Origin of the sequence: Bacillus sp. RC251, assembly GCF_044908765.1 — a bacterium.
GTDB lineage: Bacteria > Bacillota > Bacilli > Bacillales > Bacillaceae_G > Bacillus_A > Bacillus_A wiedmannii.
Genome location: NZ_JBIYDP010000020.1, coordinates 15,919 through 42,048 on the forward strand (window position 1 = coordinate 15,919; position 26,130 = coordinate 42,048).

General features: G+C 36.5%; 23 protein-coding genes and 2 tRNA genes. All 25 read left to right on the forward strand.

The genetic code is table 11. The features are described 5' to 3' along the window. Positions 1-71: 71 nt before the first annotated feature. The 25 genes from ABH961_RS28835 to pabB all read left to right on the forward strand — a co-directional run bounded on the left by ABH961_RS28835 (position 72) and on the right by pabB (position 26,128). Positions 72-446, forward strand: a complete 375-nt coding sequence (locus tag ABH961_RS28835) for a RidA family protein (RefSeq protein WP_048542187.1) — start codon at positions 72-74, stop codon at positions 444-446. 152 nt (positions 447-598) lie between these two features. After that, the gene (gene spoVG / locus ABH961_RS28840; protein WP_000454041.1) at positions 599-892 is read left to right on the forward strand and encodes a septation regulator SpoVG; all 294 of its coding nucleotides are present in this window, start codon (positions 599-601) and stop codon (positions 890-892) included. A gap of 326 nt (positions 893-1,218) precedes the next feature. Next, positions 1,219-2,598, forward strand: a complete 1,380-nt coding sequence (glmU, locus tag ABH961_RS28845; protein ID WP_000071045.1) for a bifunctional UDP-N-acetylglucosamine diphosphorylase/glucosamine-1-phosphate N-acetyltransferase GlmU — start codon at positions 1,219-1,221, stop codon at positions 2,596-2,598. A gap of 18 nt (positions 2,599-2,616) precedes the next feature. After that, complete coding sequence (locus tag ABH961_RS28850) at positions 2,617-3,570, forward strand: ribose-phosphate diphosphokinase (RefSeq protein ID WP_000107420.1); 954 nt, start codon at positions 2,617-2,619, stop codon at positions 3,568-3,570. 72 nt (positions 3,571-3,642) lie between these two features. Then, positions 3,643-4,203: an aminoacyl-tRNA hydrolase gene (pth, locus tag ABH961_RS28855; protein ID WP_080377450.1), complete on the forward strand. Its 561-nt coding sequence runs from the start codon at positions 3,643-3,645 to the stop codon at positions 4,201-4,203. Between the two features lie 70 nt (positions 4,204-4,273). After that, positions 4,274-4,498: an anti-sigma-F factor Fin family protein gene (locus ABH961_RS28860; RefSeq protein ID WP_000399441.1), complete on the forward strand. Its 225-nt coding sequence runs from the start codon at positions 4,274-4,276 to the stop codon at positions 4,496-4,498. 105 nt (positions 4,499-4,603) lie between these two features. Continuing rightward, positions 4,604-8,134, forward strand: coding sequence for a transcription-repair coupling factor (gene mfd, locus ABH961_RS28865; RefSeq protein ID WP_000579706.1), 3,531 nt, complete (start codon positions 4,604-4,606; stop codon positions 8,132-8,134). A gap of 136 nt (positions 8,135-8,270) precedes the next feature. Then, on the forward strand, positions 8,271-8,807 hold the full coding sequence (spoVT, locus tag ABH961_RS28870) for a stage V sporulation protein T (protein ID WP_048542186.1): 537 nt from the start codon (positions 8,271-8,273) through the stop codon (positions 8,805-8,807). Between the two features lie 232 nt (positions 8,808-9,039). Continuing rightward, positions 9,040-10,641, forward strand: a complete 1,602-nt coding sequence (locus ABH961_RS28875) for a putative polysaccharide biosynthesis protein (protein WP_048542185.1) — start codon at positions 9,040-9,042, stop codon at positions 10,639-10,641. 12 nt (positions 10,642-10,653) lie between these two features. Continuing rightward, the gene (gene yabN, locus ABH961_RS28880) at positions 10,654-12,114 is read left to right on the forward strand and encodes a bifunctional methyltransferase/pyrophosphohydrolase YabN (protein ID WP_048542182.1); all 1,461 of its coding nucleotides are present in this window, start codon (positions 10,654-10,656) and stop codon (positions 12,112-12,114) included. Between the two features lie 14 nt (positions 12,115-12,128). After that, complete coding sequence (locus ABH961_RS28885; protein ID WP_001234876.1) at positions 12,129-12,404, forward strand: RNA-binding S4 domain-containing protein; 276 nt, start codon at positions 12,129-12,131, stop codon at positions 12,402-12,404. A gap of 58 nt (positions 12,405-12,462) precedes the next feature. After that, on the forward strand, positions 12,463-12,771 hold the full coding sequence (gene yabP / locus ABH961_RS28890) for a sporulation protein YabP (protein ID WP_048542180.1): 309 nt from the start codon (positions 12,463-12,465) through the stop codon (positions 12,769-12,771). Next, positions 12,768-13,421: a spore cortex biosynthesis protein YabQ gene (gene yabQ / locus ABH961_RS28895; protein ID WP_000059764.1), complete on the forward strand. Its 654-nt coding sequence runs from the start codon at positions 12,768-12,770 to the stop codon at positions 13,419-13,421. The genes yabP and yabQ overlap by 4 nt, the downstream gene beginning before the upstream one ends. Then, a complete protein-coding gene (gene divIC, locus ABH961_RS28900; RefSeq protein ID WP_048542177.1) occupies positions 13,418-13,777 on the forward strand; it encodes a cell division protein DivIC in 360 nt (119 codons plus the stop codon). Before yabQ ends, divIC begins: the two co-directional genes overlap by 4 nt. An 87-nt stretch (positions 13,778-13,864) precedes the next feature. Beyond that, positions 13,865-14,353 carry a S1 domain-containing RNA-binding protein gene (locus ABH961_RS28905; protein ID WP_000021454.1) on the forward strand — a complete coding sequence of 163 codons (489 nt, stop codon included), beginning with the start codon at positions 13,865-13,867 and terminating at the stop codon, positions 14,351-14,353. Positions 14,354-14,513: 160 nt separating this feature from the next. Beyond that, positions 14,514-14,587: transfer RNA gene (locus tag ABH961_RS28910), tRNA-Met, on the forward strand. 13 nt (positions 14,588-14,600) lie between these two features. After that, positions 14,601-14,672, forward strand: a tRNA-Glu gene (locus tag ABH961_RS28915). 260 nt (positions 14,673-14,932) lie between these two features. Further along, on the forward strand, positions 14,933-17,404 hold the full coding sequence (spoIIE, locus tag ABH961_RS28920) for a stage II sporulation protein E (RefSeq protein WP_048542175.1): 2,472 nt from the start codon (positions 14,933-14,935) through the stop codon (positions 17,402-17,404). A 219-nt stretch (positions 17,405-17,623) separates the two neighbouring features. Continuing rightward, positions 17,624-19,054 (forward strand): tRNA lysidine(34) synthetase TilS, encoded by a 1,431-nt coding sequence (tilS, locus tag ABH961_RS28925; RefSeq protein ID WP_000655443.1) that lies wholly within the window; start codon positions 17,624-17,626, stop codon positions 19,052-19,054. Continuing rightward, positions 19,051-19,593: a hypoxanthine phosphoribosyltransferase gene (hpt, locus tag ABH961_RS28930; protein WP_404520581.1), complete on the forward strand. Its 543-nt coding sequence runs from the start codon at positions 19,051-19,053 to the stop codon at positions 19,591-19,593. Before tilS ends, hpt begins: the two co-directional genes overlap by 4 nt. 85 nt (positions 19,594-19,678) lie before the next feature. Continuing rightward, complete coding sequence (ftsH, locus tag ABH961_RS28935) at positions 19,679-21,580, forward strand: ATP-dependent zinc metalloprotease FtsH (protein ID WP_001079657.1); 1,902 nt, start codon at positions 19,679-19,681, stop codon at positions 21,578-21,580. Between the two features lie 223 nt (positions 21,581-21,803). Next, positions 21,804-22,592 (forward strand): type III pantothenate kinase, encoded by a 789-nt coding sequence (locus tag ABH961_RS28940; RefSeq protein ID WP_000578367.1) that lies wholly within the window; start codon positions 21,804-21,806, stop codon positions 22,590-22,592. A 6-nt stretch (positions 22,593-22,598) separates the two neighbouring features. Beyond that, positions 22,599-23,474, forward strand: a complete 876-nt coding sequence (gene hslO / locus ABH961_RS28945; protein WP_048542204.1) for a redox-regulated molecular chaperone HslO — start codon at positions 22,599-22,601, stop codon at positions 23,472-23,474. Between the two features lie 113 nt (positions 23,475-23,587). After that, the gene (gene cysK, locus ABH961_RS28950; protein WP_048542170.1) at positions 23,588-24,511 is read left to right on the forward strand and encodes a cysteine synthase A; all 924 of its coding nucleotides are present in this window, start codon (positions 23,588-23,590) and stop codon (positions 24,509-24,511) included. A 219-nt stretch (positions 24,512-24,730) separates the two neighbouring features. Next, positions 24,731-26,128, forward strand: coding sequence for an aminodeoxychorismate synthase component I (gene pabB / locus ABH961_RS28955; protein WP_001189683.1), 1,398 nt, complete (start codon positions 24,731-24,733; stop codon positions 26,126-26,128). Positions 26,129-26,130: the final 2 nt, after the last annotated feature.

The following is a 26,130-nucleotide window of genomic DNA, read 5'->3' on the forward strand; positions in this document are numbered from 1 at the left end:
ATAGATGGACAAACTGCTTTTCGTGCACTATTTTTAAAGAGTAAAAATAAATAATAAAAGGGTGGAAAAATATGAAAGTTGTTCAAACAAGCAATGCACCACAAGCAATTGGACCATATTCACAAGGGATTATTGTAAATAATATGTTTTACAGTTCAGGACAAATTCCGTTAACTGCAAGTGGAGAGCTTGTAGCAGGAGACGTGACAGTACAAACAGAGCAAGTATTTCAAAATTTACAAGCGGTATTAGAAGAAGCAGGTGCTTCATTTGATTCAGTAGTAAAAACAACAGTATTCTTAAAAGATATGGATGATTTTAATGCTGTTAATGACGTATACGGCTCTTATTTCTCTACTCATAAGCCAGCTCGTTCTTGTGTACAAGTAGCAAAATTACCGAAAGATGTTTCAGTTGAAATCGAAGTAATTGCCCTAGTTAAGTAGTTCTTTGTAAGCGATAACCTCCACTAATCTCTATATTCAATTACATTAAAAATTTTTATCTTAAAAATTTTTAAAAAATTAAAGGGAAAATAGAAAATTTGTGGAATTTATACAAATATATCGCTTATTTAGAAAAGGGTGGTGAACACAAGATGGAAGTGACTGACGTAAGATTACGCCGCGTAAACACAGAAGGCCGCATGAGAGCAATTGCCTCTATTACTCTAGACCATGAATTTGTTGTTCATGATATTCGTGTAATTGATGGTAATAATGGATTATTTGTAGCAATGCCAAGCAAACGTACTCCAGATGGAGAATTCCGTGACATTGCACATCCAATTAATTCTGGTACACGCTCTAAAATTCAAGATGCGGTTTTAACAGAGTATCATCGTTTAGGCGAGTTAGAAGAGGTTGAGTTTGAAGAAGCGGGTGCTTCGTAAAATTCGAATGAAAAGGGCTTTTTAAAGAAATCCCTATAATTTTGCAACAAACTCCTGTAAGCATTTACAGGAGTTTGTTTTTTTTTTTGGAGTTTTATACATTTTACGTGCGGAAAATTCGGAATTCATTAAAATGAAGAAGAAAACTTCTAATTTTTTCAAAATCAATTTAAATAGTATAGCTTATTTCTTAAAAAAGATACTAAAGAGTAAAACATCGTATGAGAATTATGGTAAAATTTAATAGTTAAAATGTGTTTCTTGAAATATATGATGATTTAGGATAATATCGTTAATGGATAAATAGGTTGCGATGGAGGGTCTATATGTCAAACAGATTTGCAGTGATTCTAGCTGCAGGCAAAGGCACACGTATGAAGTCTAAGCTATACAAAGTGCTTCATCCTGTATGTGGAAAACCTATGGTACAACATGTTGTCGATCAAGTAACGCAATTAGGATTGCAGAAACTTGTAACAGTCGTAGGACATGGTGCTGAAATGGTACAAGAACAGCTAGGAAACGTAAGTGAGTTTGCATTACAAGCAGAACAACTTGGTACAGCACACGCTGTCGATCAAGCTGCAAGTGTACTTGCAAATGAAGAAGGAACAACTTTAGTTATTTGTGGTGATACGCCGCTAATAACTGCTGAAACGATGGAAGCATTGCTTCAGCAGCATAAAGAAGCAGGGGCAATGGCAACGGTGCTAACAGCTTACATAGAAGAACCTGCTGGCTATGGTCGTATCGTTCGTAATGAGAATGGTCATGTTGAAAAGATTGTTGAGCATAAGGATGCAAATGAGAAAGAATTAGCTATTAAAGAAATCAATACAGGTACGTATTGTTTTGATAATAAAGCTTTATTCGCCTCACTTTCTAAAGTTTCAAATGATAACGTACAAGGTGAATATTACCTGCCAGATGTTATTGAGATTTTAAAAAATGAAGGTCATATCGTATCGGCTTATCAAACAGAGCACTTCGATGAAACGTTAGGTGTTAACGACAGAGTCGCTCTATCGCAAGCGGAAATTATTATGAAAAACCGTATCAACCGTAAAAACATGGTAAATGGTGTTACAATTATTGATCCAAGTAACACGTATATTTCTGCTGATGCAATTATCGGTAGTGATACAGTTCTTCATCCAGGAACAATTATTGAGGGGAATACTGTAATTGGTTCTGATTGTGAAATTGGACCGCACACAGTAATTCGCGATAGTGAAATTGGAGATCGTACGACAATTCGACAATCTACTGTACATGATAGTAAACTTGGTACAGAAGTATCGGTTGGTCCATTTGCACATATTCGCCCAGATTCAGTTATTGGAGATGAAGTACGCGTTGGAAACTTCGTGGAAATCAAAAAAACTGTTTTTGGTAATAGAAGTAAAGCTTCACACTTAAGTTATATCGGGGATGCACAAGTTGGAGAAGACGTGAATCTTGGTTGTGGTTCAATTACGGTGAACTATGACGGTAAGAATAAATTCAAAACTGTGATTGGTAACGGGGTATTTATTGGATGTAATTCAAACCTTGTCGCTCCTGTAACAGTTGAAGATGGTGCTTATGTGGCAGCAGGCTCTACAATTACAGAGAATGTTCCATCAAAAGCATTATCTGTAGCACGTGCACGTCAAGTTAACAAAGAGGACTATGTTGATCAATTGCTGAATAAGAAAAAATCATAATGTGGAGGGTTAATCTAGATGTCGACTCAATATCTAAATTCTAATTTGAAAGTATTCTCTTTAAACTCTAATAAGGAACTTGCTGAGCAAATTGCAAAGCACATTGGAGTAGGACTAGGAAAATGTTCTGTTGATCGTTTTAGTGATGGAGAAGTTCAAATTAACATTGAAGAAAGTATCCGTGGTTGCGATGTATTCATTATTCAATCTACAAGCTTCCCAGTAAACGAACATATCATGGAATTACTTATTATGATCGATGCATTAAAACGTGCATCTGCAAAAACAATTAATATTGTTATTCCTTACTATGGTTATGCGCGTCAAGACCGTAAAGCGCGTTCTCGTGAACCAATTACATCGAAACTTGTAGCAAACTTGCTTGAAACAGCAGGTGCAACTCGTGTAATCACTCTAGATTTACATGCTCCACAAATTCAAGGGTTCTTTGATATCCCAATCGACCACTTAATGGGTGTACCGATTCTTTCAGATTACTTTGAAACAAAAGGTCTTAAAGATATCGTAATCGTGTCACCAGACCACGGTGGGGTAACTCGTGCTAGAAAAATGGCAGATCGCCTAAAAGCACCAATCGCTATTATTGATAAGCGTCGTCCTCGTCCGAACGTATCAGAGGTAATGAACATTATCGGTAATATTGAAGGTAAAACAGCAATTTTAATTGATGACATCATTGATACAGCTGGTACAATTACATTAGCAGCAAACGCTCTTGTTGAGAACGGTGCTTCTGAAGTATATGCTTGCTGTACACACCCAGTATTATCTGGTCCAGCAATTGAGCGTATCCAAAACTCAAATATTAAAGAGTTAGTTGTAACGAACTCTATCGTATTACCAGAAGAGAAGAAAATCGACAAAGTACATGAACTTTCAGTTGCTCCACTAATCGGAGAAGCGATCATTCGTGTATACGAAGAAGAATCTGTAAGTGTATTATTCAATTAATTGGATAGAATGAGACGTAACCAAGATTGGTTACGTCTTTTCGTATCGAAAAAAGAAAGTAGTGGTACAAGAATGAAATTGATAGTAGGACTTGGGAACCCAGGTAGAGAATATGAATTAACAAGGCATAATATTGGATTTATGGCGATTGATGAACTTGCAAAGCGTTGGAATATTTCTTTGAATGAGCAAAAATTTAAAGGAGTATTTGGTGCAGGATTTGTTAATGGAGAAAAAGTAATCTTATTAAAGCCACTTACATATATGAATTTATCTGGGGAAAGTATTCGACCACTCATGGATTACTATAAAATTGATGTTGAGGACTTCGTTGTTCTGTACGATGATTTAGACATCCCTGTAGGTAAATTACGCCTTCGTATGAAAGGTAGTGCTGGTGGACATAATGGTGTGAAATCAACAATTTCACATTTAGGAACACAAGAGTTTCAACGTATCCGCATGGGAATTGATCGTCCGAAAAATGGCATGAAGGTAGTAGATTACGTATTAGGACGTTTTACATCGGAAGAAATTCCTGATGTGAGTCATTCTATTGAAAAAGCAGCGGATGCATGTGAAGAATGGTTAAATAAACCTTTTCTTCAAATCATGAATACCTTCAATAGTTAAGGTTATGATTGGGAATATTTTGTCTTGTTTTTACCCATACTAGTAGTAATTAGATTTTTAGGAGGCTAGTATGGAAGGGTATTATTATTGCAGACATTGCGGGAGTAATGTAGGCTCCGTTACTGCAGAAAAAGTGTATAGCGACGTTTTATTTCAACTAACAGAGCAAGAAGTAGTAGAGATGATTCATTTTCATGAGAATGGAAATATATATATAAAAACGATTTGTGAATCGTGTCAAGAAACGCTCGCATCTTATCCTGAGTATTATGAATATGAAAAATTTCTGCAATAAAATGTTGTCGCTTTGGCATGTCCAAAGCATTTTTCTGTTTTCTTTTTCCAAAATATTTGCATAAAATATAGTGGCTTGCTCTTTATGTTGAGAGGGGTTTTGAAAATGATAGGTTTATTAGAGCAATTTTATAAAAATGAAGAGATCCAATCGGTTATTAATGGACTAGAAGATGGTTTAAAAGAACAACTTGTATCAGGTATGGCAACCTCTTCTCGTTCGTTATTAATGGCGGCCTTATATAAAAAAACAAAAAAATCACAACTTATTGTGACGCATAATTTATATCAAGCACAAAAAGTGCATGAAGATTTAGTGGCGTTACTTGGTGAAAAAGATGTGTGGTTATACCCAGTAAATGAATTGATAGCATCAGAAATTGGTGTTGCAAGCCCAGAATTGAAGGCGCAACGTATTGAAGTATTGAATCGTTTAGCGGCAGGAGAGAACGGGATTATTGTAGCGCCAGTTGCAGGACTACGCAGATTTTTACCAATGAAAGAGTTGTGGAAGCAAAGGCAAATCGAAATCAATCTAGGGCAAGAGATTGATTTAGATACATTCTTGCATACTTTACATCATATTGGTTATGAGCGTAAGTCGATGGTAGAAGCTCCTGGGGAATTCAGTTTGCGCGGGGGAATATTAGATATTTACCCATTAACTGAAGAGTTACCATTTCGTATTGAATTTTTCGATACAGAAGTTGATTCTATTCGATTATTTGATGTGGATGAACAGCGCTCTCAAGATAAAAAAGAAAGTGTTAGATTTGGTCCAGCAACAGAGTTTTTATTTTCACAGGAAGAATTGAAGTCGGGAATTGAGCATCTTGAGGAAGGCTTGACTAAGACGATGCAAAAACTTTCCGATGATAAATTGAAGACTACAGTGCTTGAAACGGTAAGTCATGAAATTGAGATGTTAAAAAACGGGCAAAGTATAGAACAGATGTTTAAATATTTATCTATTTTCTATAAAGAACCTGCTAGTCTGATAGATTATTTACCAGAAGATGGTATTGTAGTTTTGGATGAGATTTCCCGTATTCAAGAAACGGCATCACATCTTGAAACGGAAGAGGCGGAATGGTATATATCACTTCTTGGTGAGGGAACAATTATTCAAGATTTATCTTTCTCACACTCGTTTGAGGAATTTCTTCATCATAAAAAAAGAAGTTTTGTATATTTAACGTTATTCTTACGTCATATAGCACATACACATCCGCAAAACATTGTGAATGTGACATGTAAAACAATGCAAGATTTCCATGGGCAGATGCAGTTGTTGAAAACTGAAATTGATAGATGGAACGAAGGGCATTTTACGACTGTTGTGCTCGGCACAGATGATGAACGTGTAAAAAAACTACAACATATTTTAAGTGATTATGATATTGAGGCAGATATCGTAGAGGGCACAGATATATTATTGCCTGGAAGGTTGCAAATTGCTGTAGGTGATTTACATGCAGGATTTGAAATGCCGATGCAAAAGCTTGTTGTTATTACTGAAAAAGAGCTTTTTCATAAAAAAGTTAAAAAATCACAACGTAAGCAGAAGTTATCTAATGCTGAACGTATTAAAAGTTATTCGGAATTAAAAGTTGGAGATTATGTAGTTCATGTAAATCATGGTATAGGTAAATTCTTAGGTATCGAGACACTAGAGATTAATGGTGTTCATAAAGATTACTTGAATATTAAATATCAAGGTAATGATAAGTTATACGTTCCAATTGAACAAATTGACCAAGTGCAGAAATATGTAGGATCTGAAGGTAAGGATCCTAAAGTTTATAAGTTGGGCGGAAATGATTGGAAAAAGGTCAAAACGAAAGTTGAAAAATCTGTACAAGACATTGCGGATGACCTAATTAAACTATATGCTGAGCGCGAAGCTTCAAAAGGTTATGCATATACACCAGATACAGCAGAACAACAAGAATTTGAATCTTCTTTCCCATATCAAGAGACAGAGGATCAATTACGCTCTATTGACGAGATTAAGAAAGATATGGAACGTGGACGTCCGATGGATAGGCTTCTTTGTGGTGATGTAGGATATGGAAAGACGGAAGTAGCTATCCGTGCGGCATTTAAGGCAATTATGGATGAAAAACAAGTTGCAATTTTAGTGCCGACAACGATCCTTGCACAACAACACTATGAAACAATTCGAGAGCGTTTTCAAGATTATCCAATCAATATAGGATTATTAAGTAGATTCCGTACGAGAAAACAGCAAAATGAAACAATTAAAGGCTTAAAAGATGGTACGGTAGATATCGTAATCGGAACGCATCGTATTTTATCTAAAGACGTTACTTATAAAGATTTAGGTCTTCTTATTATTGATGAAGAACAAAGGTTTGGTGTAACGCATAAAGAAAAAATTAAACAATTAAAAGCAAATGTTGACGTGTTAACATTAACGGCAACTCCGATTCCGCGTACACTCCATATGTCTATGCTTGGTGTGCGTGACTTATCTGTTATTGAGACACCACCAGAAAATCGTTTCCCAGTCCAAACGTATGTAGTAGAGTATAATCCAGCGTTAATGCGAGAAGCGATAGAACGAGAGCTTGCAAGAGGTGGGCAAATTTACTTCCTATATAATCGTGTGGAGGATATCGAAAGAAAAGCAGATGAAATTTCGATGTTAGTTCCAGACGCGCGTGTAACGTATGCACATGGGAAAATGAACGAAGGTGAATTAGAGTCTGTTATGCTATCGTTTTTAGAAGGGCAGCATGATGTTCTTGTAAGTACAACAATTATTGAGACGGGTGTAGATATTCCGAATGTAAATACGTTAATTGTATTTGATGCAGATCGTATGGGATTATCGCAGCTGTATCAGCTTCGTGGTCGTGTTGGACGTTCTAATCGTGTTGCATATGCATACTTTGCATACAAACGAGATAAAGTGTTATCAGAAGTTGCAGAGAAGCGTCTGCAAGCCATTAAAGAGTTCACAGAGCTTGGGTCAGGTTTCAAAATTGCGATGAGAGACTTATCCATTCGTGGTGCAGGTAACTTGTTAGGAGCCGAACAGCATGGATTTATTGATTCTGTCGGATTTGATCTATATTCTCAAATGTTAAAAGATGCAATTGAACAGCGTAGAGGAACAGATGGGGTTGAAAATACAGTTAATGTTGAAATTGATTTAGAAGTAGATGCATATTTACCAGATGCTTATATTTCAGATAGTAAACAAAAGATTATGATGTATAAACAGTTTAGAGGTGTTTCTGCAATTGAGGATATTGAAGAGTTGCAGGAAGAGATGATAGATAGATTTGGTGATTACCCGCAAGAAGTTGGTTACTTATTGCAAATTGCAAATATTAAAGTATTGGCAATGAAAGAACAAATTGAGTTAATTAAGCAAAATAAATTTGAAGTGACAATTCTGTTCTCAGAACAAGCAAGTCAAAATATTGATGGCGGAAAATTATTCATGCTTGGAAATAGTTTTGGACGTATGATTGGTCTAGGAATGGAAGGGTCGCAATTGAAAATCGTTATGAAAACAAATGGTTTAGAGACATCGAAGTGGTTAACAATTGCTGAAAATTTATTAAAAGGCCTACCAGATGTAAAAAAAGAAGTCATAAATGCCTAATATAAGATAAAAAAATACAATTCGGCGTGCATAGAAGAACTAATGTGTAAAATACTATGTCTAACAGTTGGTGATTTTTACATGAACAGGTAAATTCACCACTTTGATCATCAGTAGAAAGTGAGGCAGCATTAGAATGAAAGCAACTGGAATCGTACGTCGAATTGATGATTTAGGTAGGGTAGTAATCCCGAAGGAAATTCGTAGAACTTTACGTATTCGAGAAGGAGACCCGCTAGAAATATTTGTTGATCGCGATGGAGAAGTGATTTTGAAAAAATATTCTCCAATTAGTGAACTAGGTAATTTTGCAAAGGAATATACGGAAGCTTTATACGATAGCTTAGGACATAATGTGCTTGTATGCGATCGTGATTCTATTATCGCAGTAGCAGGCGTATCTAAAAAAGAATACTTAAATAAAAGTGTTGGCGATTTAATTGAGAAGACAATGGAAGAGCGTAAGTCTGTAATTATGACAGATGAAAGCGAAATTTCAATTATTGATGGAGTAACAGAAAAAGTGAGTTCCTATACAATTGGTCCGATTATTGCGAATGGGGATCCAATTGGAGCTGTTGTTATCTTCTCTAAAGAGGATATTATAAGTGAAGTAGAGCATAAGTCAGTAAATACAGCTGCAAGCTTTTTAGCGAAACAAATGGAGCAGTAAGGCTATATCGAATTTTAGAAGTAGCAATCTTTCCTAATTATGATATTTCTTTTTGAGAAATTAAATATTTGGAGATATATGTATATTGAATGAAGGTAGCGCTTTGCTACCTTTTTTCGTTGAACATTTCTAGCGTTGCACGAACGTATTATTACTCGTGTAGGCAAGGAAGCTTGTCCTTTTCTTTATGATATAATACGAGGGGTGAGAATAGAAAAAGGAGTTTTCTTGTATGGAATCGAAGAAGTATCAAGCCTTTTGGCGTGGGGCTATTATATTAACAATCGCAAGTTTTGTTACAAAGGTATTAAGCGCCTTTTACCGTATTCCATATCAAAATATAGCGGGTGATATTGGTTTTTATATTTACCAACAAATTTATCCGTTTTATGGATTTTGTTTAATTTTAGCTACTTATGGGTTCCCCATTATAATTTCAAAAATGGTTGCGGAACGATTAGAGCGAGGGAAACAACAAGAAGCAGAAGAAATTATCTGTGTATCTTTTTGGTTTTTATTAGGAATTGGTTTCGTAGGCTTTTTTACATTGTTTTTTGGTGCCGAAACAATTGCAGCAGCCATGGGTGATATACACTTAGATAAGTTATTACGTGTTATTTCATTTTCATTCATATTGATGCCGTTTTTATCTGTAGCAAGAGGATATTTTCAGGGGTTCAATAATATGATGCCAACAGCTGTTTCGCAAGTGATAGAACAAACAATTCGTGTTTCTATTATTGTATTTTTATCTCTATTCCTAATTGCTCGCGGATTTGATTTATATACAGTCGGTGCAGGTGCTATGTTAGGTTCAATCGCAGGCGGACTAATTGGGATTATCGTACTTGTACTTTATATGCGTCATGACTTTCGTTCTATATTTTTCAAGAGTGTAAAGAGAATTAAGGGAAAAAAGAGGATCATTAAAATTCTGTTTTGGCAGGGATTGGCGATTTGTGTTAGTAACTTAGTACTTATTTTTATACAAATGGCTGATTCCATTTCCTTCTATTCCTTACTTATTGGGGCAGGAGAGCAAGCTGAAAGTGCAAAGGTATTAAAAGGTGTTTACGACAGAAGTATCCCGCTTATGCAATTAGGTACTGTCGTGACAACTTCTTTCTCATTGTCACTTATTCCAATTATTACGGCGGCGAAGGAAAGAGGAGATCTTTCCTTTATTCGAGAAAAGGTAAAGTTAGCAATGAAAATAACATTTGTTATTGGATTTGCAGCTGCCATTGGATTAACTTGTATTATTCAGCCTACGAATATTATGTTGTTTGAAAATAGTGATGGGTCAGATGTTTTATCCATTTTATCTTTATCTATTTTATTTAGTTCATTGTCGATTACAACTGCTTCTATTTTGCAAGGGTTAGGACAAACATTAAAACCAGCAATATTCGTTATATTTGGGGGTTGTTTAAAGTTAGCTTTAAATTATACATTAATGCCGTATTTTGGTGTGAAGGGAGCTGCAATTGCAACACTAGTTGCGTTAATTGTAATTTCTGTGCTAAATAGTGCATTACTTATGCAAGCTGTATCCGAATCGCTTATCGATAAGCGTAATATGTTAGGTGTAGTTATTAGTGGTATCGGTATGGGGTTTGTATTAATAATATTTATACGTTTGATGCAAATGTCTGGATTGGTGATTGATACAAGGCATAGAGGAATTGCAACACTTGAGGCATTATTAGGTGTAGCTATCGGTGGATTAACATATGTGTTTTTAATTTTAAAATTACGTGTATTTACAAAAGCGGAAATAGGAACCTTTATGAAAAAAGAGAAAAAAGAAGGTTCATTGAAGAAGAGTGGATAGAGGTGGCAGGTTGTGAGTGGAATCATTACTATTTTAGGATTAGGTGCTGGTGAGTTAGATCAGTTAACGATGGGTGTATATCGAAAAATAAAAGAAGCAGATCACATGTTTGTTAGAACGAAGGAACATCCCGTTATAGAAGAGTTGGAGAAAGAAGGTATACAATATACAGCCTTTGACAGTGTATATGAAGCGTATGATACATTTGAAATTGTATATGAAACAATCGCAAATACATTGTTAGAACAAGCTGAAGGCACAGAAATCATCTATGCCGTGCCAGGGCATCCGCTTGTAGCGGAAAGAACGGTTCAGCTACTGTTGGAAAAAGGTGAAGTAGCGAATGTTGAAGTGCGCATTGAAGGTGGACAAAGTTTCCTTGATCCTATGTTTGCGAGTCTAAAGATTGATCCGATTGAAGGATTCCAATTAATTGACGCCACATCATTTGAAAGAGGACAATTAGAATTACGTCAACATTTAATCTTTTGCCAAGTATATGACGCATTCGTTGCATCTGATGTGAAATTAACATTAATGGAGATGCTATCAGATGATTATGAAGTGTATATCGTAACAGCTGCAGGGACTTCATTTGAACAAGTTAAAAAGGTGCCGTTGTACATGTTAGATCATGAAACAGAGTTGAATAATTTAACGAGTGTATATGTACCACCAGTTAAAGAACGTGCGTCCTTGTATCAACAGTTTGATGTGCTTAGAGAAATTATTGCAGACCTTCGTGGACCGGATGGTTGTCCGTGGGATAAAAAGCAAACACATCAATCTTTAAAGAAGTATTTAATTGAGGAAGCTTATGAAGTGTTGGAAGCAATTGATGAAGAGGATGATGATCACTTAGTAGAAGAACTGGGTGATATATTATTACAAGTTATGTTGCATGCTCAAATCGGGGAGGATGAAGGTTGGTTCTCTATAGATGATATTATTCGAACTTTATCTGAGAAAATGGTTCGCCGCCACCCGCATGTATTTGGGAATACGGATGTAAATAATGCCGATGAAGTAATTGCCAATTGGGAAGAAATTAAAAAACAAGAAAAAGGATTCGTGAAAGAATCTGTTTTAAATGGGGTTCCAAAAAGTTTGCCACAGTTACTACGCGCCTATGAAATCCAGAAAAAAGCTGGCAAAGTTGGTTTCGATTGGGTTGATGTACAACCGATGATAGAGAAAGCCTTAGAAGAATGGCAAGAGTTCCAACAAGAAGTTAAAAATATGGATGAGGCGAAAATGTTAGGTGAATTTGGCGATTTACTATTTGCGTTTGTGAATATAGCTCGTCATTATAAAATAGATCCCGAAGAGGCGTTACGTTCAACGAATGAGAAATTTGTCGGTCGTTTCTTATACATGGAAGCAAAGGTAGCTGAAATGAATAAAGAGATGCAAGATTTATCATTAGAGCAGTTAGACGTTTTATGGGAAGAGGCAAAACAAACAGAGCGTTAATAGGGGGATTTGATATGCGTCTAGATAAGTTTTTAAAAGTATCACGTTTAATTAAAAGAAGAACATTAGCGAAAGAAGTAGCTGATCAAGGAAGAATATCAATTAATGGTCAAGTGGCAAAAGCGAGTTCAGATGTAAAAGTAGCTGATGAATTAACAATTCGTTTTGGTCAAAAAATAGTAACTGTAAAAATAAACGAATTGAAAGAAACGACTAAAAAAGAAGATGCAGCAAATATGTATAGTTTAGTTCGCGAAGAAAAAGTAAAGGCTGAAGAAGGCTTGTTCTAAAATCAATTATCCCTTCATACATTACTATTAGCTAGTATAAATCTATGGGGGGATTTACGTGGATAATGGTTACTCACCTATGTCTTCTAACCAACAAAATATTTCGGTAGAGCATGATATTATTATGCGTGGCAGGCGTGTAATTGATATTACCGGTGTAAAGCAGGTAGAGAGTTTTGATAGCGAGGAGTTTTTACTTGAGACCGTAATGGGTTTTTTAACAATTCGTGGTCAAAATTTGCAAATGAAAAATTTAGATGTAGAAAAAGGTGTTGTATCGATTAAAGGGAAAGTTCATGAGATGCTGTATATTGATGAGAATCAAGGGGAGAAAACTAAAGGATTCTTTAGTAAGTTGTTTAAATGAGTCTAACAATTCAGTTGTATACGATGCTCTCAATGATCGGAATGGGTGCTTGGATTGGAGCGTCTTTAGATACATACCAACGATTTTTAAAGCGGCAAGAACGTAAACGTTGGCTTGTATTTATACATGATATACTATTTTGGATTGTCCAAGCATTATTCGTTTTTTATGTACTGCTTCTTGTAAATGAAGCTGAACTACGTATATATGTATTTTTGGCATTATTATGTGGTTTTGCGGCATATCAAAGCTTATTGAAAGCAATATACATGAGACTGTTAAATTTTCTCATCTATATTTTTATGCAAACAACACACTTTTTTGTTCAAATTATAAAGCTACTCATGATAAAACCTGTTATTATTATAGCGCAGCTATTTATTGCATTTATATTATTCTTATTTCGTATACTGCTTTCAATTGGACATGTGTTATGGAAAATGGTGATTTGGATATTACTTTTCATATGGAAAGTTTTTTTCTGGCCTGTTCGATTTATTGCTTCGCTCATATGGAAACTTCTCCCTAATCGTGTTAAACTTTTTATAATGAAACATGTAGGGTTCCTGCAATATATAGCAAAATTGAAGGGACACATCTTCCAATTATGGGGGCGTATAAAAAAGAAGTTAGGGGGACCTCGGAAATGAGGGAACTGAGACAAAGAACAATCGAAAAACAGAGTCCAAATCCTGTTAAAGAGCATATAATACAAACGGATGAGAACAGGAAGCGACTTTATCGCCGTTTAGCGGTTTTTCTTGTCTTTGCTTTTACAATTATTGCGAGTATTGGTGTAACGTTTTATCAACAAAACAGTTCCATTAGAGCAAAAGAAGCAAAAGTTAAGGACATGAAAAAAGAACTGGATTCATTAACGAATAAAGAAAAGAGTCTAAAAGACGAAGTTCAAAAGTTAAATGATGAAGAGTACGTATTAAAGATTGCTAGAAGGGATTATTTCTTCTCTGGAAAAGGGGAGATAATTTTTCCTGTTTCTAAGTAGAGTATGTCTTATTGACACTATATTTTAGGATTATATATAATAAAGTAAAATTTGACTTTTTAACCACTAAGGAGGAGCATTTTTTTTATGTCAATCGAGGTAGGCAGCAAGTTACAGGGTAAAGTAACAGGTATTACAAATTTTGGGGCTTTTGTGGAGCTGCCAGAAGGCTTAACGGGTCTTGTTCATATTAGTGAAGTTGCTGATAATTATGTGAAAGATATTAACGATCACTTAAAAGTGGGCGACCAAGTAGAAGTAAAAGTTATTAACGTTGAAAAAGATGGTAAGATCGGTTTATCTATTAAAAAAGCGAAAGAGCGTGAAAAAACAGAAGGAGATCGTCCACGTGGTGAATACCAACGCGGTGGCGGTGGCGATCAACAACGTTCTGGACGTCCACAACGTAATCGTTCTTTCAACAGAGATAACCGTGGCGGCGGTAACGAACGAGCTCCAAAAGAAACATTCGAGCAAAAGATGGCACGTTTCTTAAAGGACAGTGAAGATCGTTTAACTTCTTTAAAGCGTAACACAGAATCTAAACGTGGTGGCCGTGGCGCACGTCGCGGATAATAAGAACGTTTAATTCTTAGCATATAGAGAGGTACCCAGGGCGATTGCTCGGGGTGCTTTTTTATATGTGAAAATATATTTTAAAAAAAGTTTTCAAGATGTGTTGACTTTAAAATATATCTGAGGTAAGATACTAATTGTCCGTTAAATAAGACGACATGGCGGTGTAGCTCAGCTGGCTAGAGCGTACGGTTCATACCCGTGAGGTCGGGGGTTCGATCCCCTCCGCCGCTATATTTAATTTAACGGCCCGTTGGTCAAGTGGTTAAGACACCGCCCTTTCACGGCGGTAACACGGGTTCGAATCCCGTACGGGTCATCCTAAAAAGATCATGCAAATTTGCATGATCTTTTTTTGTTAAATAAATTAAGACATACAACACTTCTACAAAATCACCCTATATTTTCTGAATGTTCAATTAAAATAGTGAGAATAAATTACATACCGTGTATATATGTAGAGTTATTTCGAATAAAAAGTCGAACGATTATAAAAGTGAAAACTGTTGTTTTGACAAAAATCCCAATAATCATCTTTTATAATGACAGTAATTAAACTATGCAGGTGGTGTTAAAAATATGCCTAAAGCAGGAAGGAATACTATGAATACAAGTGCATTGGCAATGAATGAGAGTCAGCTTGGAGCAGTAAAGTGGACGAGTAAGTTGCGAATGAAGTTTGAACAGGTTTTCTTTAGATGGGGATTTATTATTGTTGTTATTGGTTTTCTTTTGGGACGAGCATATATATTAACAAACATTTTGCCGTTTGCACTGCCGTTTTTTGCTGCTGTTTATGTTATGAAGCGGGATAAAATGCCGCTCGCGTTCTTGGCTCTTATGGGGGGCGCACTTTCAGTTTCGATAGATAATTTATTCTTTACCTTTGCATCTATTTTTACTTTCTTCATTTATAATATCTTCTTTAGTCGGTTTACACGTAAAACTGTTGGACTTGTTCCATTCCAAGTATTTATCTCCGCATTAACCGCACATTTAGTTGTCGTATATTTCGCGCAACAAACTGTCACCATGTACGATTTACTCGTTAGTACGATTGAGGCAGGGCTTAGCTTCGTATTAACTATGATATTTTTACAAAGTGTTCCGCTTTTAGTAGAACGAAAAGGTAAACAACAAGCGCTAGAGACAGAAGAAATTGTTTGTTTAATTATATTACTAGCATCTGTTTTAACAGGTACAACAGATTGGTTTGTATATGACGCTTCTATTCAACATATTTTTACTAGGTATTTAGTGCTCGTGTTTGCATTTATTGCGGGGGCTGCTACAGGATCTACGGTGGGGGTCGTCACTGGATTAATATTAAGTTTAGCCAATGTTTCCAGTTTGTCCCAACTTAGTCTACTTGCTTTTTCTGGGTTGCTTGGTGGTTTGTTAAAAGAAGGGAAGCGTTTAGGTGTTAGTTTAGGTTTATTAATTGGGACGAGCTTGATTACGCTATATGTAGACAAGCAAACAAACATTGTGACAACTTTAATTGAATCTGGTGTGGCGATTATGTTCTTCTTATTAACACCGAAACTTGTTATGGATCGTATTGCTAAATTCATGCCAGGCACACAGGAACATTCGCAAGATCAACAACAGTATTTAAGAAGGATGCGTGATGTTACAGCGAATAAAATTAATCAATTTGCCCATGTATTTGCTGCTTTATCTAATAGCTTTTCTGTATATGGATATGTGGAGGAGGAAGATAAAGAGACAGAAGCGGATTTGTTCTTAAGTACAATTACTGCAAAAACATGTCAAACATGCTTTAAAAAGGACCAATGCTGGGTAGTTAATTTCGACAAGACGTACGATTATATGAAACAAATAATGAGTGAAACGGAAGAGGGGACGTTGCAGCATAATCGGAAGTTAGTTCGTGAATGGGACAAGCATTGTGTGAGAGGGAAGAAAGTGACGGATTTAGTAGCGGGTGAATTAGATCACTTCTATGAAGGACAAAAATTACGAAAACAAATGAAAGAAAACCGTAGAATAGTAGCGGAGCAACTATTAGGTGTATCAAAAGTTATGGAGGATTTTGCTAAGGAGATCCAAAGAGAACGAGAAAATCATCAAGTGCAGGAAGAACAGATTATGCAAGCGTTTCGTGATTTTGGCGTAGAAGTAGAGCATGTTGATATATATTGTTTAGATAGAGGAAGTATTGATATTGAAATGTTGATTCCAGTTGCATCTAATGAACATGGAGAATGTGAAAAGTTAGTTGCGCCGATGCTTTCTGACATTCTAAAGGAAAATATTGTTGTTAAACATGAAGAAAAATCTTCTTATCCGAACGGCCACAGCTTAATATCATTTGGTTCGGCAAAAACGTATTCTCTTGATACTGGGTTGGCCACAGCTGCAAAAGGCGGTGGGTTTGTTTCTGGTGACTCTTATGCGATGATGGATTTAAGTGTTGGTAAATATGCACTTGCAATCAGTGATGGTATGGGAAATGGGCAAAGAGCTCATATGGAGAGTAAAGAAACGGTAAAATTATTACAAAAAATACTTCAATCAGGCATTGATGAGGAAATAGCGATTAAATCTATCAATTCTATTCTTTCTTTAAGAACAACAGAAGAGATGTTTACGACGTTAGATTTAGCTATGGTGGATTTGCGGGATGCGAGTGCGAAATTTTTAAAGATTGGATCGACGCCGAGTTTTGTGAAACGCGCGAATAATATTTTGAAAATTGAGGCAAGTAATTTGCCGATGGGCATTATTGAGGATGTTGAAGTTGATGTAGTAGGTGAACAATTAAAAACGGGCGATATCCTTATTATGATGAGCGATGGGATTTTCGAGGGAGCGCAACATGTAGAAAATCATGAACTATGGATGAAACGAAAAATTAAAGAATTACAAACCGAAGATCCGCAAGAAATTGCTGATATCATTATGGAAGAGGTGATTCGCTCTTGTGATGGTTATATAAATGATGATATGACTATCGTTGTGGCGAAAGTGAAGAAAAATATGCCGAAGTGGGCTACGATTCCAATTGTAGGAATGCAGGCACAATAAATTTTAAGTGTGATGTTTCTTTCTAAAAACCTAGGTGGATGCCTAGGTTTTTTTACTTTAAAAGATAATGTTATTACTTTTGTGAATATGTACGGATGATGTAAGATAAAAATGTAATTTTTGTATATCTTTTTTTTGCACAATGTTTGTAAAAGTTGTACCATTATAAACAAGGTAACTAACGTTGCTGTTCTTGTTTAATGAAAGGTGATTACGAAGTTGAAAGATACATTTGTTGAAAAGGTAGATGACTTTGTAAAGCAGCATGATGTATTAAAGGAACGTTCAACAATTGTTGTAGGGGTTTCTGGTGGTCCTGACTCTTTGGCTCTTCTATATTATTTGTTAGAAAAAAGAGCAGCAAAACAGTTCGAAATTGTAGTGGCACATGTGGACCATATGTTTAGAGGTGATGAATCTCATGAGGACCTACAGTTTGTGCAGGACCTTTGTAAAGGGCTGGGAGTTATTTGCGAAACGATAAGGATTAATGTGTCGCAATATCAACAGCAACACGGAATGAATGCACAGGTTGCTGCTAGAGAATGCAGATATGCATTTTTGGAAAGAATAATGAAGAAATATGATGCGAGATATGTAGCTCTTGGACATCATGGTGATGATCAAGTAGAGACGATTTTAATGCGCCTTGTACGAGGGAGTACTCCGAAAGGATATGCAGGAATTGCAGTGAAGCGTCCTTTTCATAATGGATATTTAATTAGGCCGTTACTTGGAGTAACGAAGGAAGAGATTGTTGATTACTGTAATAAGCTAAAAATAATTCCCCGTATAGATCCAAGTAATAAAAAGGAAGTATATACAAGGAATCGATTACGTAAATATGTTCTCCCTCATTTGAAAGAAGAAAATTCACAAGTGCATGAGAAATTTCAAAAATTTAGCATGCAGATGCAAGAGGATGAGGCGTATTTGCAGGAATTAGCTTTTGAGAAAATGAATAAAGTAATTACAAAAAAAAGTGATAAACAAATTAGCTTATCAATTCCTGCCTTTGAATCCATGTCTATGCCTTTACAAAGAAGAGGGATTCAACTAATATTAAACTATCTTTATGAATATAAGATTCCATCTTCTCTTTCTTCTATACATATTGACAAAGTGATCGAGTTTTTTAAGCGGACACAACCTTCGGGTTCACTTGATTTCCCAGGTGATTTAAAAATTGTTCGCGCATACGAGGAGTGCAGCTTTGGATTTAAACAAGAAATTGTTTCTCCTTTTTTACAAGATTTATCAGTGCCCGGGACAATTACGCTATCGAACGGAGATAAGCTTGTAACAGAGGTGAGCGAAGACATACCAAGTAACATGAATGAAACAGTATTTGTTGCTAAGTATAATGATATATCATATCCACTTCGTATTCGTTCTAGAGAAAATGGAGATCGCATGTCAATACAAGGTATGAATGGCACAAAAAAGATAAAAACTATTTTTATCGAAGCAAAAGTACCAAGAGAAAAAAGAGAAGAATGGCCGGTCGTTTGTGATGCAAGTGGGAATATTATTTGGGTACCCTTGTTGAAGCGATCTGCATTTGCTATCTCGAAAGAGGCGGCAAAGAAGGATAAATATATGATTATTCACTACAAAAGCAAGGAGTCTTCCGGGAGGATAATGAAATGATGAATCAAGATATCGAAAAAGTATTAATTTCTGAAGAACAAATACAAGAAAAGGTGCGCGAATTAGGTGCGGTTATTGCAGAGGATTATAAAAACACAATACCTCTTGCGATTGGTGTATTAAAGGGCGCAATGCCATTCATGGCAGATTTATTAAAGAGAACAGATACATATCTTGAAATGGATTTTATGGCTGTATCTAGTTACGGTCACTCTACTGTTTCAACAGGCGAAGTGAAAATTTTAAAAGACCTTGATACTTCTGTAGAGGGTCGCGATATTTTAATCGTTGAAGATATTATTGATAGCGGTCTTACGCTAAGTTACTTAGTAGACCTATTCAAATATCGTAAAGCGAAGTCTGTAAAAATTGTTACGTTATTAGATAAGCCGACAGGCCGTAAGGTAGATTTGAAAGCGGATTATGTTGGGTTTACTGTTCCACATGAATTTGTTGTAGGGTATGGATTAGATTATAAAGAGCAGTACCGTAATCTTCCTTATGTAGGAGTATTAAAACCAAGTATTTACTCAAATTAATTAAATACAGGCGTCACAATTGTATAGGAAAGTTTTTCTATGTTACGATTTACTATAGTGTTTATGCCGTGAGAGGAGGTTAGGAATGAATCGTATCTTCCGTAATACCATCTTTTATTTACTGATATTCCTAGTAGTAATTGGAATCGTGAGCTATTTTAATGGTTCGACACAAAAAACGACATCAGTTAGCTACGATAAATTCATTACTAAACTAGAAAAGGGTGAAGTGCGTAATGTGCAACTTCAACCGAAAAATGGTGTATTTGAGGTAAAAGGACAATTTAACAACTCTAGCCAAGGAGAACAATTTGTTACTTATGCACCAAATACTGAGGAATTACAAAAGAAAATTAATGACAAAGCGCAAGGTGCTGAAGTTAAGTATCAACCAGCAGAAGAAACAAGTGCTTGGGTAACGTTCTTTACTTCTATCATTCCGTTCGTCATTATCTTCATTTTATTCTTCTTCTTATTAAACCAGGCTCAGGGCGGCGGTAGCCGTGTTATGAACTTCGGGAAAAGTAAGGCGAAGTTATATAATGACGAAAAGAAAAAAGTTCGTTTCAGAGATGTTGCTGGAGCGGATGAAGAGAAACAAGAGCTTGTTGAGGTAGTTGAATTCTTGAAAGATCCTCGTAAGTTCGCTGAAGTTGGTGCCCGTATTCCGAAGGGTGTTCTATTAGTAGGACCTCCAGGTACAGGTAAAACTTTACTAGCACGTGCTGTTGCAGGTGAGGCAGGCGTTCCATTCTTCTCTATCAGTGGTTCTGATTTCGTAGAGATGTTCGTCGGTGTCGGTGCATCACGTGTACGTGATTTATTCGAAAATGCAAAGAAAAATGCTCCTTGTATCATTTTCATTGATGAAATTGATGCGGTAGGACGTCAACGTGGCGCAGGTCTTGGTGGTGGCCATGATGAGCGTGAGCAAACGTTGAACCAATTACTTGTTGAAATGGATGGATTCGGTGCAAATGAAGGTATTATTATCATTGCTGCAACAAACCGTCCTGATATTCTTGATCCAGCGTTATTACGTCCAGGTCGTTTTGACCGTCAAATTACAGTAGATCGTCCAGATGTAAATGGCCGTGAAGCTGTGTTGAAAGTACATGCTCGTAATAAACCGCTTGATGATCATATCAACTTAAGAGCAATTGCAACTCGTACACCAGGGTTCTCTGGTGCGGATCTTGAAAACTTATTAAACGAAGCTGCTTTAGTGGCTGCGCGTCAAGATAAGAAGAAAATTGATATGAGTGACATTGATGAAGCAACGGATCGTGTTATTGCAGGTCCAGCTAAGAAAAGTCGTGTTATCTCTGAAAAAGAACGTAATATCGTTGCATTCCATGAAGCTGGCCATACTGTAATTGGTGTTGTCCTTGATGAAGCAGATATCGTTCATAAAGTAACAATTGTCCCTCGTGGTCAAGCTGGTGGATATGCAGTAATGCTTCCGAAAGAAGATCGTTACTTCATGACAAAACCAGAGTTACTTGATAAAATCACTGGTTTACTTGGTGGTCGAGTAGCTGAAGAGATTGTGTTTGGTGAAGCAAGTACAGGTGCTCACAACGACTTCCAACGTGCGACTGGTATTGCAAGACGTATGGTTACCGAATTCGGTATGAGTGATAAGCTTGGACCGATGCAATTCGGTAGCTCACAAGGTGGTCAAGTGTTCTTAGGAAGAGACTTCCATTCAGAACAAAACTACAGTGATGCAATTGCACATGAAATCGATGTGGAAATGCAAACTATTATAAAAGAATGTTATGCTCGCGCGAAACAAATTCTTACTGAAAAACGTGATAAGCTAGATATTATTGCGAAAACGTTACTTGAAGTAGAAACGTTAGATGCAGAGCAAATCAATCATTTATATGATTACGGCAGATTGCCAGAGCGTCCAACATCTTCAGATGATGTGAAAGTAAACATCAATATGAAGAAGGACGATGAAGAATCAGAAGATAAGTAAGAGATGAAGGAGTGACGATAGTCACTCCTTTTTTTATTTGTGGAACGAAATGAAGTAGAAAAAATTTAAGTAAATCTGGTATTAAAAATTGAAATAGAGCGTAATCTTTTTGTAAAATGATGAGGATAGAAAAGCTGATTATATAAGTATGTGTGATATGATGTTTTTATAAGTTTTATACATACTGCACAAATATAGATTAAATAAGATAAGTGGTGAGAATATGATTTTTGTATTGGATGTAGGGAACACAAATGCTGTGCTAGGCGTGTTTGAAGAGGGGGAACTTCGTCAACATTGGCGCATGGAAACAGATCGTCATAAGACAGAAGATGAATATGGAATGCTTGTAAAGCAGTTGCTTGAGCATGAAGGTCTTTCGTTTGAAGATGTGAAAGGTATTATCGTGTCTTCAGTCGTACCACCAATTATGTTTGCATTAGAGCGCATGTGTGAAAAGTATTTTAAAATTAAACCGCTTGTAGTAGGTCCTGGAATAAAAACAGGGCTAAATATTAAATATGAAAATCCACGTGAAGTAGGCGCGGACCGAATTGTAAATGCGGTAGCAGGAATCCACTTGTATGGAAGTCCGCTTATTATTGTCGATTTCGGTACGGCTACTACATATTGTTATATTAACGAAGAAAAGCATTATATGGGTGGAGTTATTACGCCGGGAATTATGATTTCAGCAGAGGCTTTATATAGTAGAGCAGCAAAACTTCCTCGTATTGAAATTACAAAACCAAGCAGTGTTGTTGGAAAGAATACGGTAAGTGCAATGCAATCTGGTATTCTTTATGGTTATGTTGGACAAGTGGAAGGTATTGTTAAGCGTATGAAAGAGGAAGCTAAACAAGAACCGAAAGTTATTGCAACAGGTGGATTGGCGAAATTAATTTCAGAAGAATCGAATGTAATTGACGTTGTAGATCCATTTTTAACATTAAAAGGTTTGTATATGTTATACGAGCGTAATGCAAATTTACAGCATGAGAAAGGTGAATAAATGAGTATGAAAGATTATTTAGTAAAAGCGTTAGCATTTGATGGAGAAGTGCGTGCATATAGTGTGCGTACTACAAACACAGTAAGTGAGGCACAAAGACGTCATGATACATGGAGAACAGCTTCGGCAGCACTTGGTCGTTCTTTAACTGCGGGTACAATGATGGGCGCGATGTTAAAAGGTGACCAAAAGTTAACGATTAAGGTAGAAGGTAATGGTCCGATTGGTCCTATCTTAGTAGATGCTCATGCAAATGGGGATGTACGTGGTTATGTAACGAATCCACATGTTGATTTTGAAGGAACGGAACAAGGGAAATTACGTGTATATCAAGCGGTAGGTACTGAGGGATTTGTAACAGTAATTAAAGATATTGGTATGCGTGAGCCGTTTATTGGTCAATCTCCAATTGTTTCAGGAGAATTAGGGGAAGACTTCACGTATTATTTTGCAGTTTCTGAGCAAACACCTTCTTCTGTAGGAGTTGGCGTTCTTGTAAATGGAGATGACAGCGTATTAGCGGCGGGTGGATTTATCCTTCAAATTATGCCAGGTGCACAGGAAGAAACAATTGCATTCATTGAAGATCGTTTGCAGAAGATTCCTCCTGTATCAACGTTAATTGAACAAGGGCTTTCTCCAGAAGAGTTACTGTATGCAGTTCTTGGAGAAGATAAAGTGAAAGTATTAGAAACGATGGATGTTCAATTTAATTGCACATGCTCACGCGAACGTATTGAGAGTGTGTTAATTAGTTTAGGTAAAACAGAGTTAGAGCAAATTCGCGAAGAAGAAGAAGAGACAGAAGTTCATTGTCATTTCTGTAATGAGCGATACAAGTTCTCTAAAGAAGATATTACAAATTTAATTGAGAGTTTGTAATAAGGGAAGTGAGGGAATCCACCCTCTAAATAGATTGACAAACAGGGAATTTTCTGACAAAATCTAAATATAGATAAAACCAATAAAAATACTCGGTGTTAGGAGTGACAGGAATGCGAGTGGCACAATCAGTTTCAGAATTAATCGGGAAAACGCCGATCGTTAAGTTGAACCGCATCGTAGAATCAAACAGCGCAGATATATACTTAAAATTAGAATTTATGAATCCAGGGAGCAGTGTTAAAGATCGTATTGCATTAGCTATGATTGAAGATGCTGAAAAAAAAGGATTATTAAAAGAAGGCGATACAATCATTGAGCCAACAAGTGGTAACACAGGAATTGGTTTAGCGATGGTAGCGGCCGCTAAAGGATATAAGGCAATTTTAGTAATGCCAGAAACAATGAGTATTGAGCGTCGTAATTTATTACGTGCTTACGGTGCGGAATTAGTATTGACTCCAGGGCCTGAAGGAATGGGTGGAGCGATTCGTCAAGCGACTGAATTAGCAAAAGAGCATGGCTACTTTATACCACAACAGTTCAAAAACCAATCGAATCCAGAAATTCATCGTTTAACAACAGGGCCAGAAATTGTTGAACAAATGGGTGACCAATTAGATGCGTTTATTGCAGGTATTGGTACAGGTGGAACGATTACTGGTGCTGGTGAAGTGCTGAAGGAAGCGTATAAAGATATTAAAATTTATGCAGTAGAACCTGCGGATTCACCAGTACTATCTGGTGGGAAACCGGGTCCACATAAAATCCAAGGAATCGGCGCGGGATTCATCCCAGAGACATTGGATGTAGAGGTATATGATGAAATTATTCAAGTAAAAGCAGAGCAAGCATTTGAATATGCAAGAAGAGTGGCTAAAGAGGAAGGTATTTTAGTGGGTATCTCTTCTGGAGCAGTTATTTATGCAGCGACAGAAGTTGCGAAAAAGTTAGGTAAAGGGAAAAAAGTACTTGTTATTATCCCAAGTAACGGTGAACGTTATTTAAGTACACCGCTTTATCAATTTGAGTCTTAATTATATGTGATTGAAAAAGCATCCTTGAAAAGGATGCTTTTTCTTTTTAGATTGGAAATAGGAAAAGAGTGAATGACTAGAAAACTTCATGTAAAATAAGAGGTAGTATAATTAATTTATTTTCACTAGCCTTCGAGTATAACCACTTTATATATATAACGAATATAGTTTGAGGTGGTTAATCTAAGAGGGTGGGATAAAAGAAGACGGGGTGTTGATATGCAACGAAGAAAATCTTTAGCGCTTTCTATTCCATATCAGTTAGATTTCTTTAAGCAGTATAAATTTCTTTCTAAGGATAAACCGCAACATATTTTGTTAGAGAGTGGACGTGGCGGTCGTTATAACATTGTGGGGTTGAACCCAGTAGCGGTAATCCGAGGGAAGGGTGAAACGTTACATATAAGCGAAAGTGGTAAGGAAACAATAAAACAAGGAAACCCATTAGATTTAATGCAGGAATATATGGAGCGATGGAAAACGGACTATAATCCGGAATACCCTCCATTTCAAGGTGGTGCAATTGGTTACTTTAGTTATGATTGCATCCGTTATATTGAAAAACTCCCTTCCCATGCGGAGGATGACATTAATATACCTGATATATTCTTTTTATTATTTGATGATGTGTTTGTTTATGATCAAAAAGAAAAAGTATTATGGATTATTACACATTATGTAGATAAGCATGAAGAGGCAAAAGAGCGATTAAATGAATGGAAGATTCTTTGGGCGACAGAAGCGCCAGAAGTGAATATACCTTTTGCATGTCCTGAAGAGAAAAGTGAAACAGTTGCTTTTACAGAAGAAAGTTTTATGAAGGCGGTTGAATGTATTCAAGAATATATTGGGGCTGGTGATGTGTTCCAAGTAAACTTGTCGACAAGGCAAGAAAGAACGTTACAAACACACCCACTAGAAATCTATACAAGTCTTCGTGAGATTAACCCATCTCCATATATGGGTTACTTGGAGCTCGGGGATTTTCAAATTGTTAGTGGATCGCCAGAGTTGCTAATTAAGAAAGAGGGAACCGAAGTAAGTACAAGACCGATTGCTGGAACGAGATCTAGAGGGGCGAATGAGCAAGAGGATGAAGAATTAGCAAAAGAATTAATTGAGAATGAAAAAGAAAGAGCAGAGCACGTCATGCTTGTGGATTTAGAACGAAATGATTTAGGGCGTGTTTGTAAATATGGCACTGTAGAAGTAGATGAATTTATGGTAATTGAGAAATACTCACATGTTATGCATATTGTTTCTAATGTGCGTGGTGAGGTGGAAGAAGATAAAGATGCTTTTGATTTAGTGAAGGCTGTATTCCCTGGGGGAACAATTACTGGTGCTCCGAAAATACGTACGATGGAAATTATTGAAGAATTAGAACCTGTTCGTCGAGGGATTTACACAGGTTCAATCGGGTGGATCGGTTATTCTGGAGATACAGAATTGAATATTGTAATTAGAACACTGCTTGCTAAAGATGGAAAAGCGCATGTACAAGCAGGAGCGGGAATTGTAATTGATTCGAATCCGGAAAATGAATATAAAGAGTCGTTAAAAAAGGCGATTGCTTTATGGCGTGCAAAAGAACGTAGCGAAGAAACGGTTAGGTGAGA

Coding starts and splice junctions, on each gene's coding strand:
- glmU (WP_000071045.1), top strand. CDS start 1,219: ATGTCAAACAGATTTGCAGTGATTCTAGCTGCAGGCAAAGGCACACGT.
- hpt (WP_404520581.1), top strand. CDS start 19,051: ATGATGAATCAAGATATCGAAAAAGTATTAATTTCTGAAGAACAAATA.
- spoIIE (WP_048542175.1), top strand. CDS start 14,933: ATGCCTAAAGCAGGAAGGAATACTATGAATACAAGTGCATTGGCAATG.
- ABH961_RS28905 (WP_000021454.1), top strand. CDS start 13,865: ATGTCAATCGAGGTAGGCAGCAAGTTACAGGGTAAAGTAACAGGTATT.
- hslO (WP_048542204.1), top strand. CDS start 22,599: ATGAAAGATTATTTAGTAAAAGCGTTAGCATTTGATGGAGAAGTGCGT.
- spoVT (WP_048542186.1), top strand. CDS start 8,271: ATGAAAGCAACTGGAATCGTACGTCGAATTGATGATTTAGGTAGGGTA.
- ABH961_RS28850 (WP_000107420.1), top strand. CDS start 2,617: ATGTCGACTCAATATCTAAATTCTAATTTGAAAGTATTCTCTTTAAAC.
- ABH961_RS28860 (WP_000399441.1), top strand. CDS start 4,274: ATGGAAGGGTATTATTATTGCAGACATTGCGGGAGTAATGTAGGCTCC.
- pth (WP_080377450.1), top strand. CDS start 3,643: ATGAAATTGATAGTAGGACTTGGGAACCCAGGTAGAGAATATGAATTA.
- divIC (WP_048542177.1), top strand. CDS start 13,418: ATGAGGGAACTGAGACAAAGAACAATCGAAAAACAGAGTCCAAATCCT.
- mfd (WP_000579706.1), top strand. CDS start 4,604: ATGATAGGTTTATTAGAGCAATTTTATAAAAATGAAGAGATCCAATCG.
- ftsH (WP_001079657.1), top strand. CDS start 19,679: ATGAATCGTATCTTCCGTAATACCATCTTTTATTTACTGATATTCCTA.
- ABH961_RS28875 (WP_048542185.1), top strand. CDS start 9,040: ATGGAATCGAAGAAGTATCAAGCCTTTTGGCGTGGGGCTATTATATTA.
- spoVG (WP_000454041.1), top strand. CDS start 599: ATGGAAGTGACTGACGTAAGATTACGCCGCGTAAACACAGAAGGCCGC.
- ABH961_RS28885 (WP_001234876.1), top strand. CDS start 12,129: ATGCGTCTAGATAAGTTTTTAAAAGTATCACGTTTAATTAAAAGAAGA.
- pabB (WP_001189683.1), top strand. CDS start 24,731: ATGCAACGAAGAAAATCTTTAGCGCTTTCTATTCCATATCAGTTAGAT.
- ABH961_RS28940 (WP_000578367.1), top strand. CDS start 21,804: ATGATTTTTGTATTGGATGTAGGGAACACAAATGCTGTGCTAGGCGTG.
- cysK (WP_048542170.1), top strand. CDS start 23,588: ATGCGAGTGGCACAATCAGTTTCAGAATTAATCGGGAAAACGCCGATC.
- yabQ (WP_000059764.1), top strand. CDS start 12,768: ATGAGTCTAACAATTCAGTTGTATACGATGCTCTCAATGATCGGAATG.
- ABH961_RS28835 (WP_048542187.1), top strand. CDS start 72: ATGAAAGTTGTTCAAACAAGCAATGCACCACAAGCAATTGGACCATAT.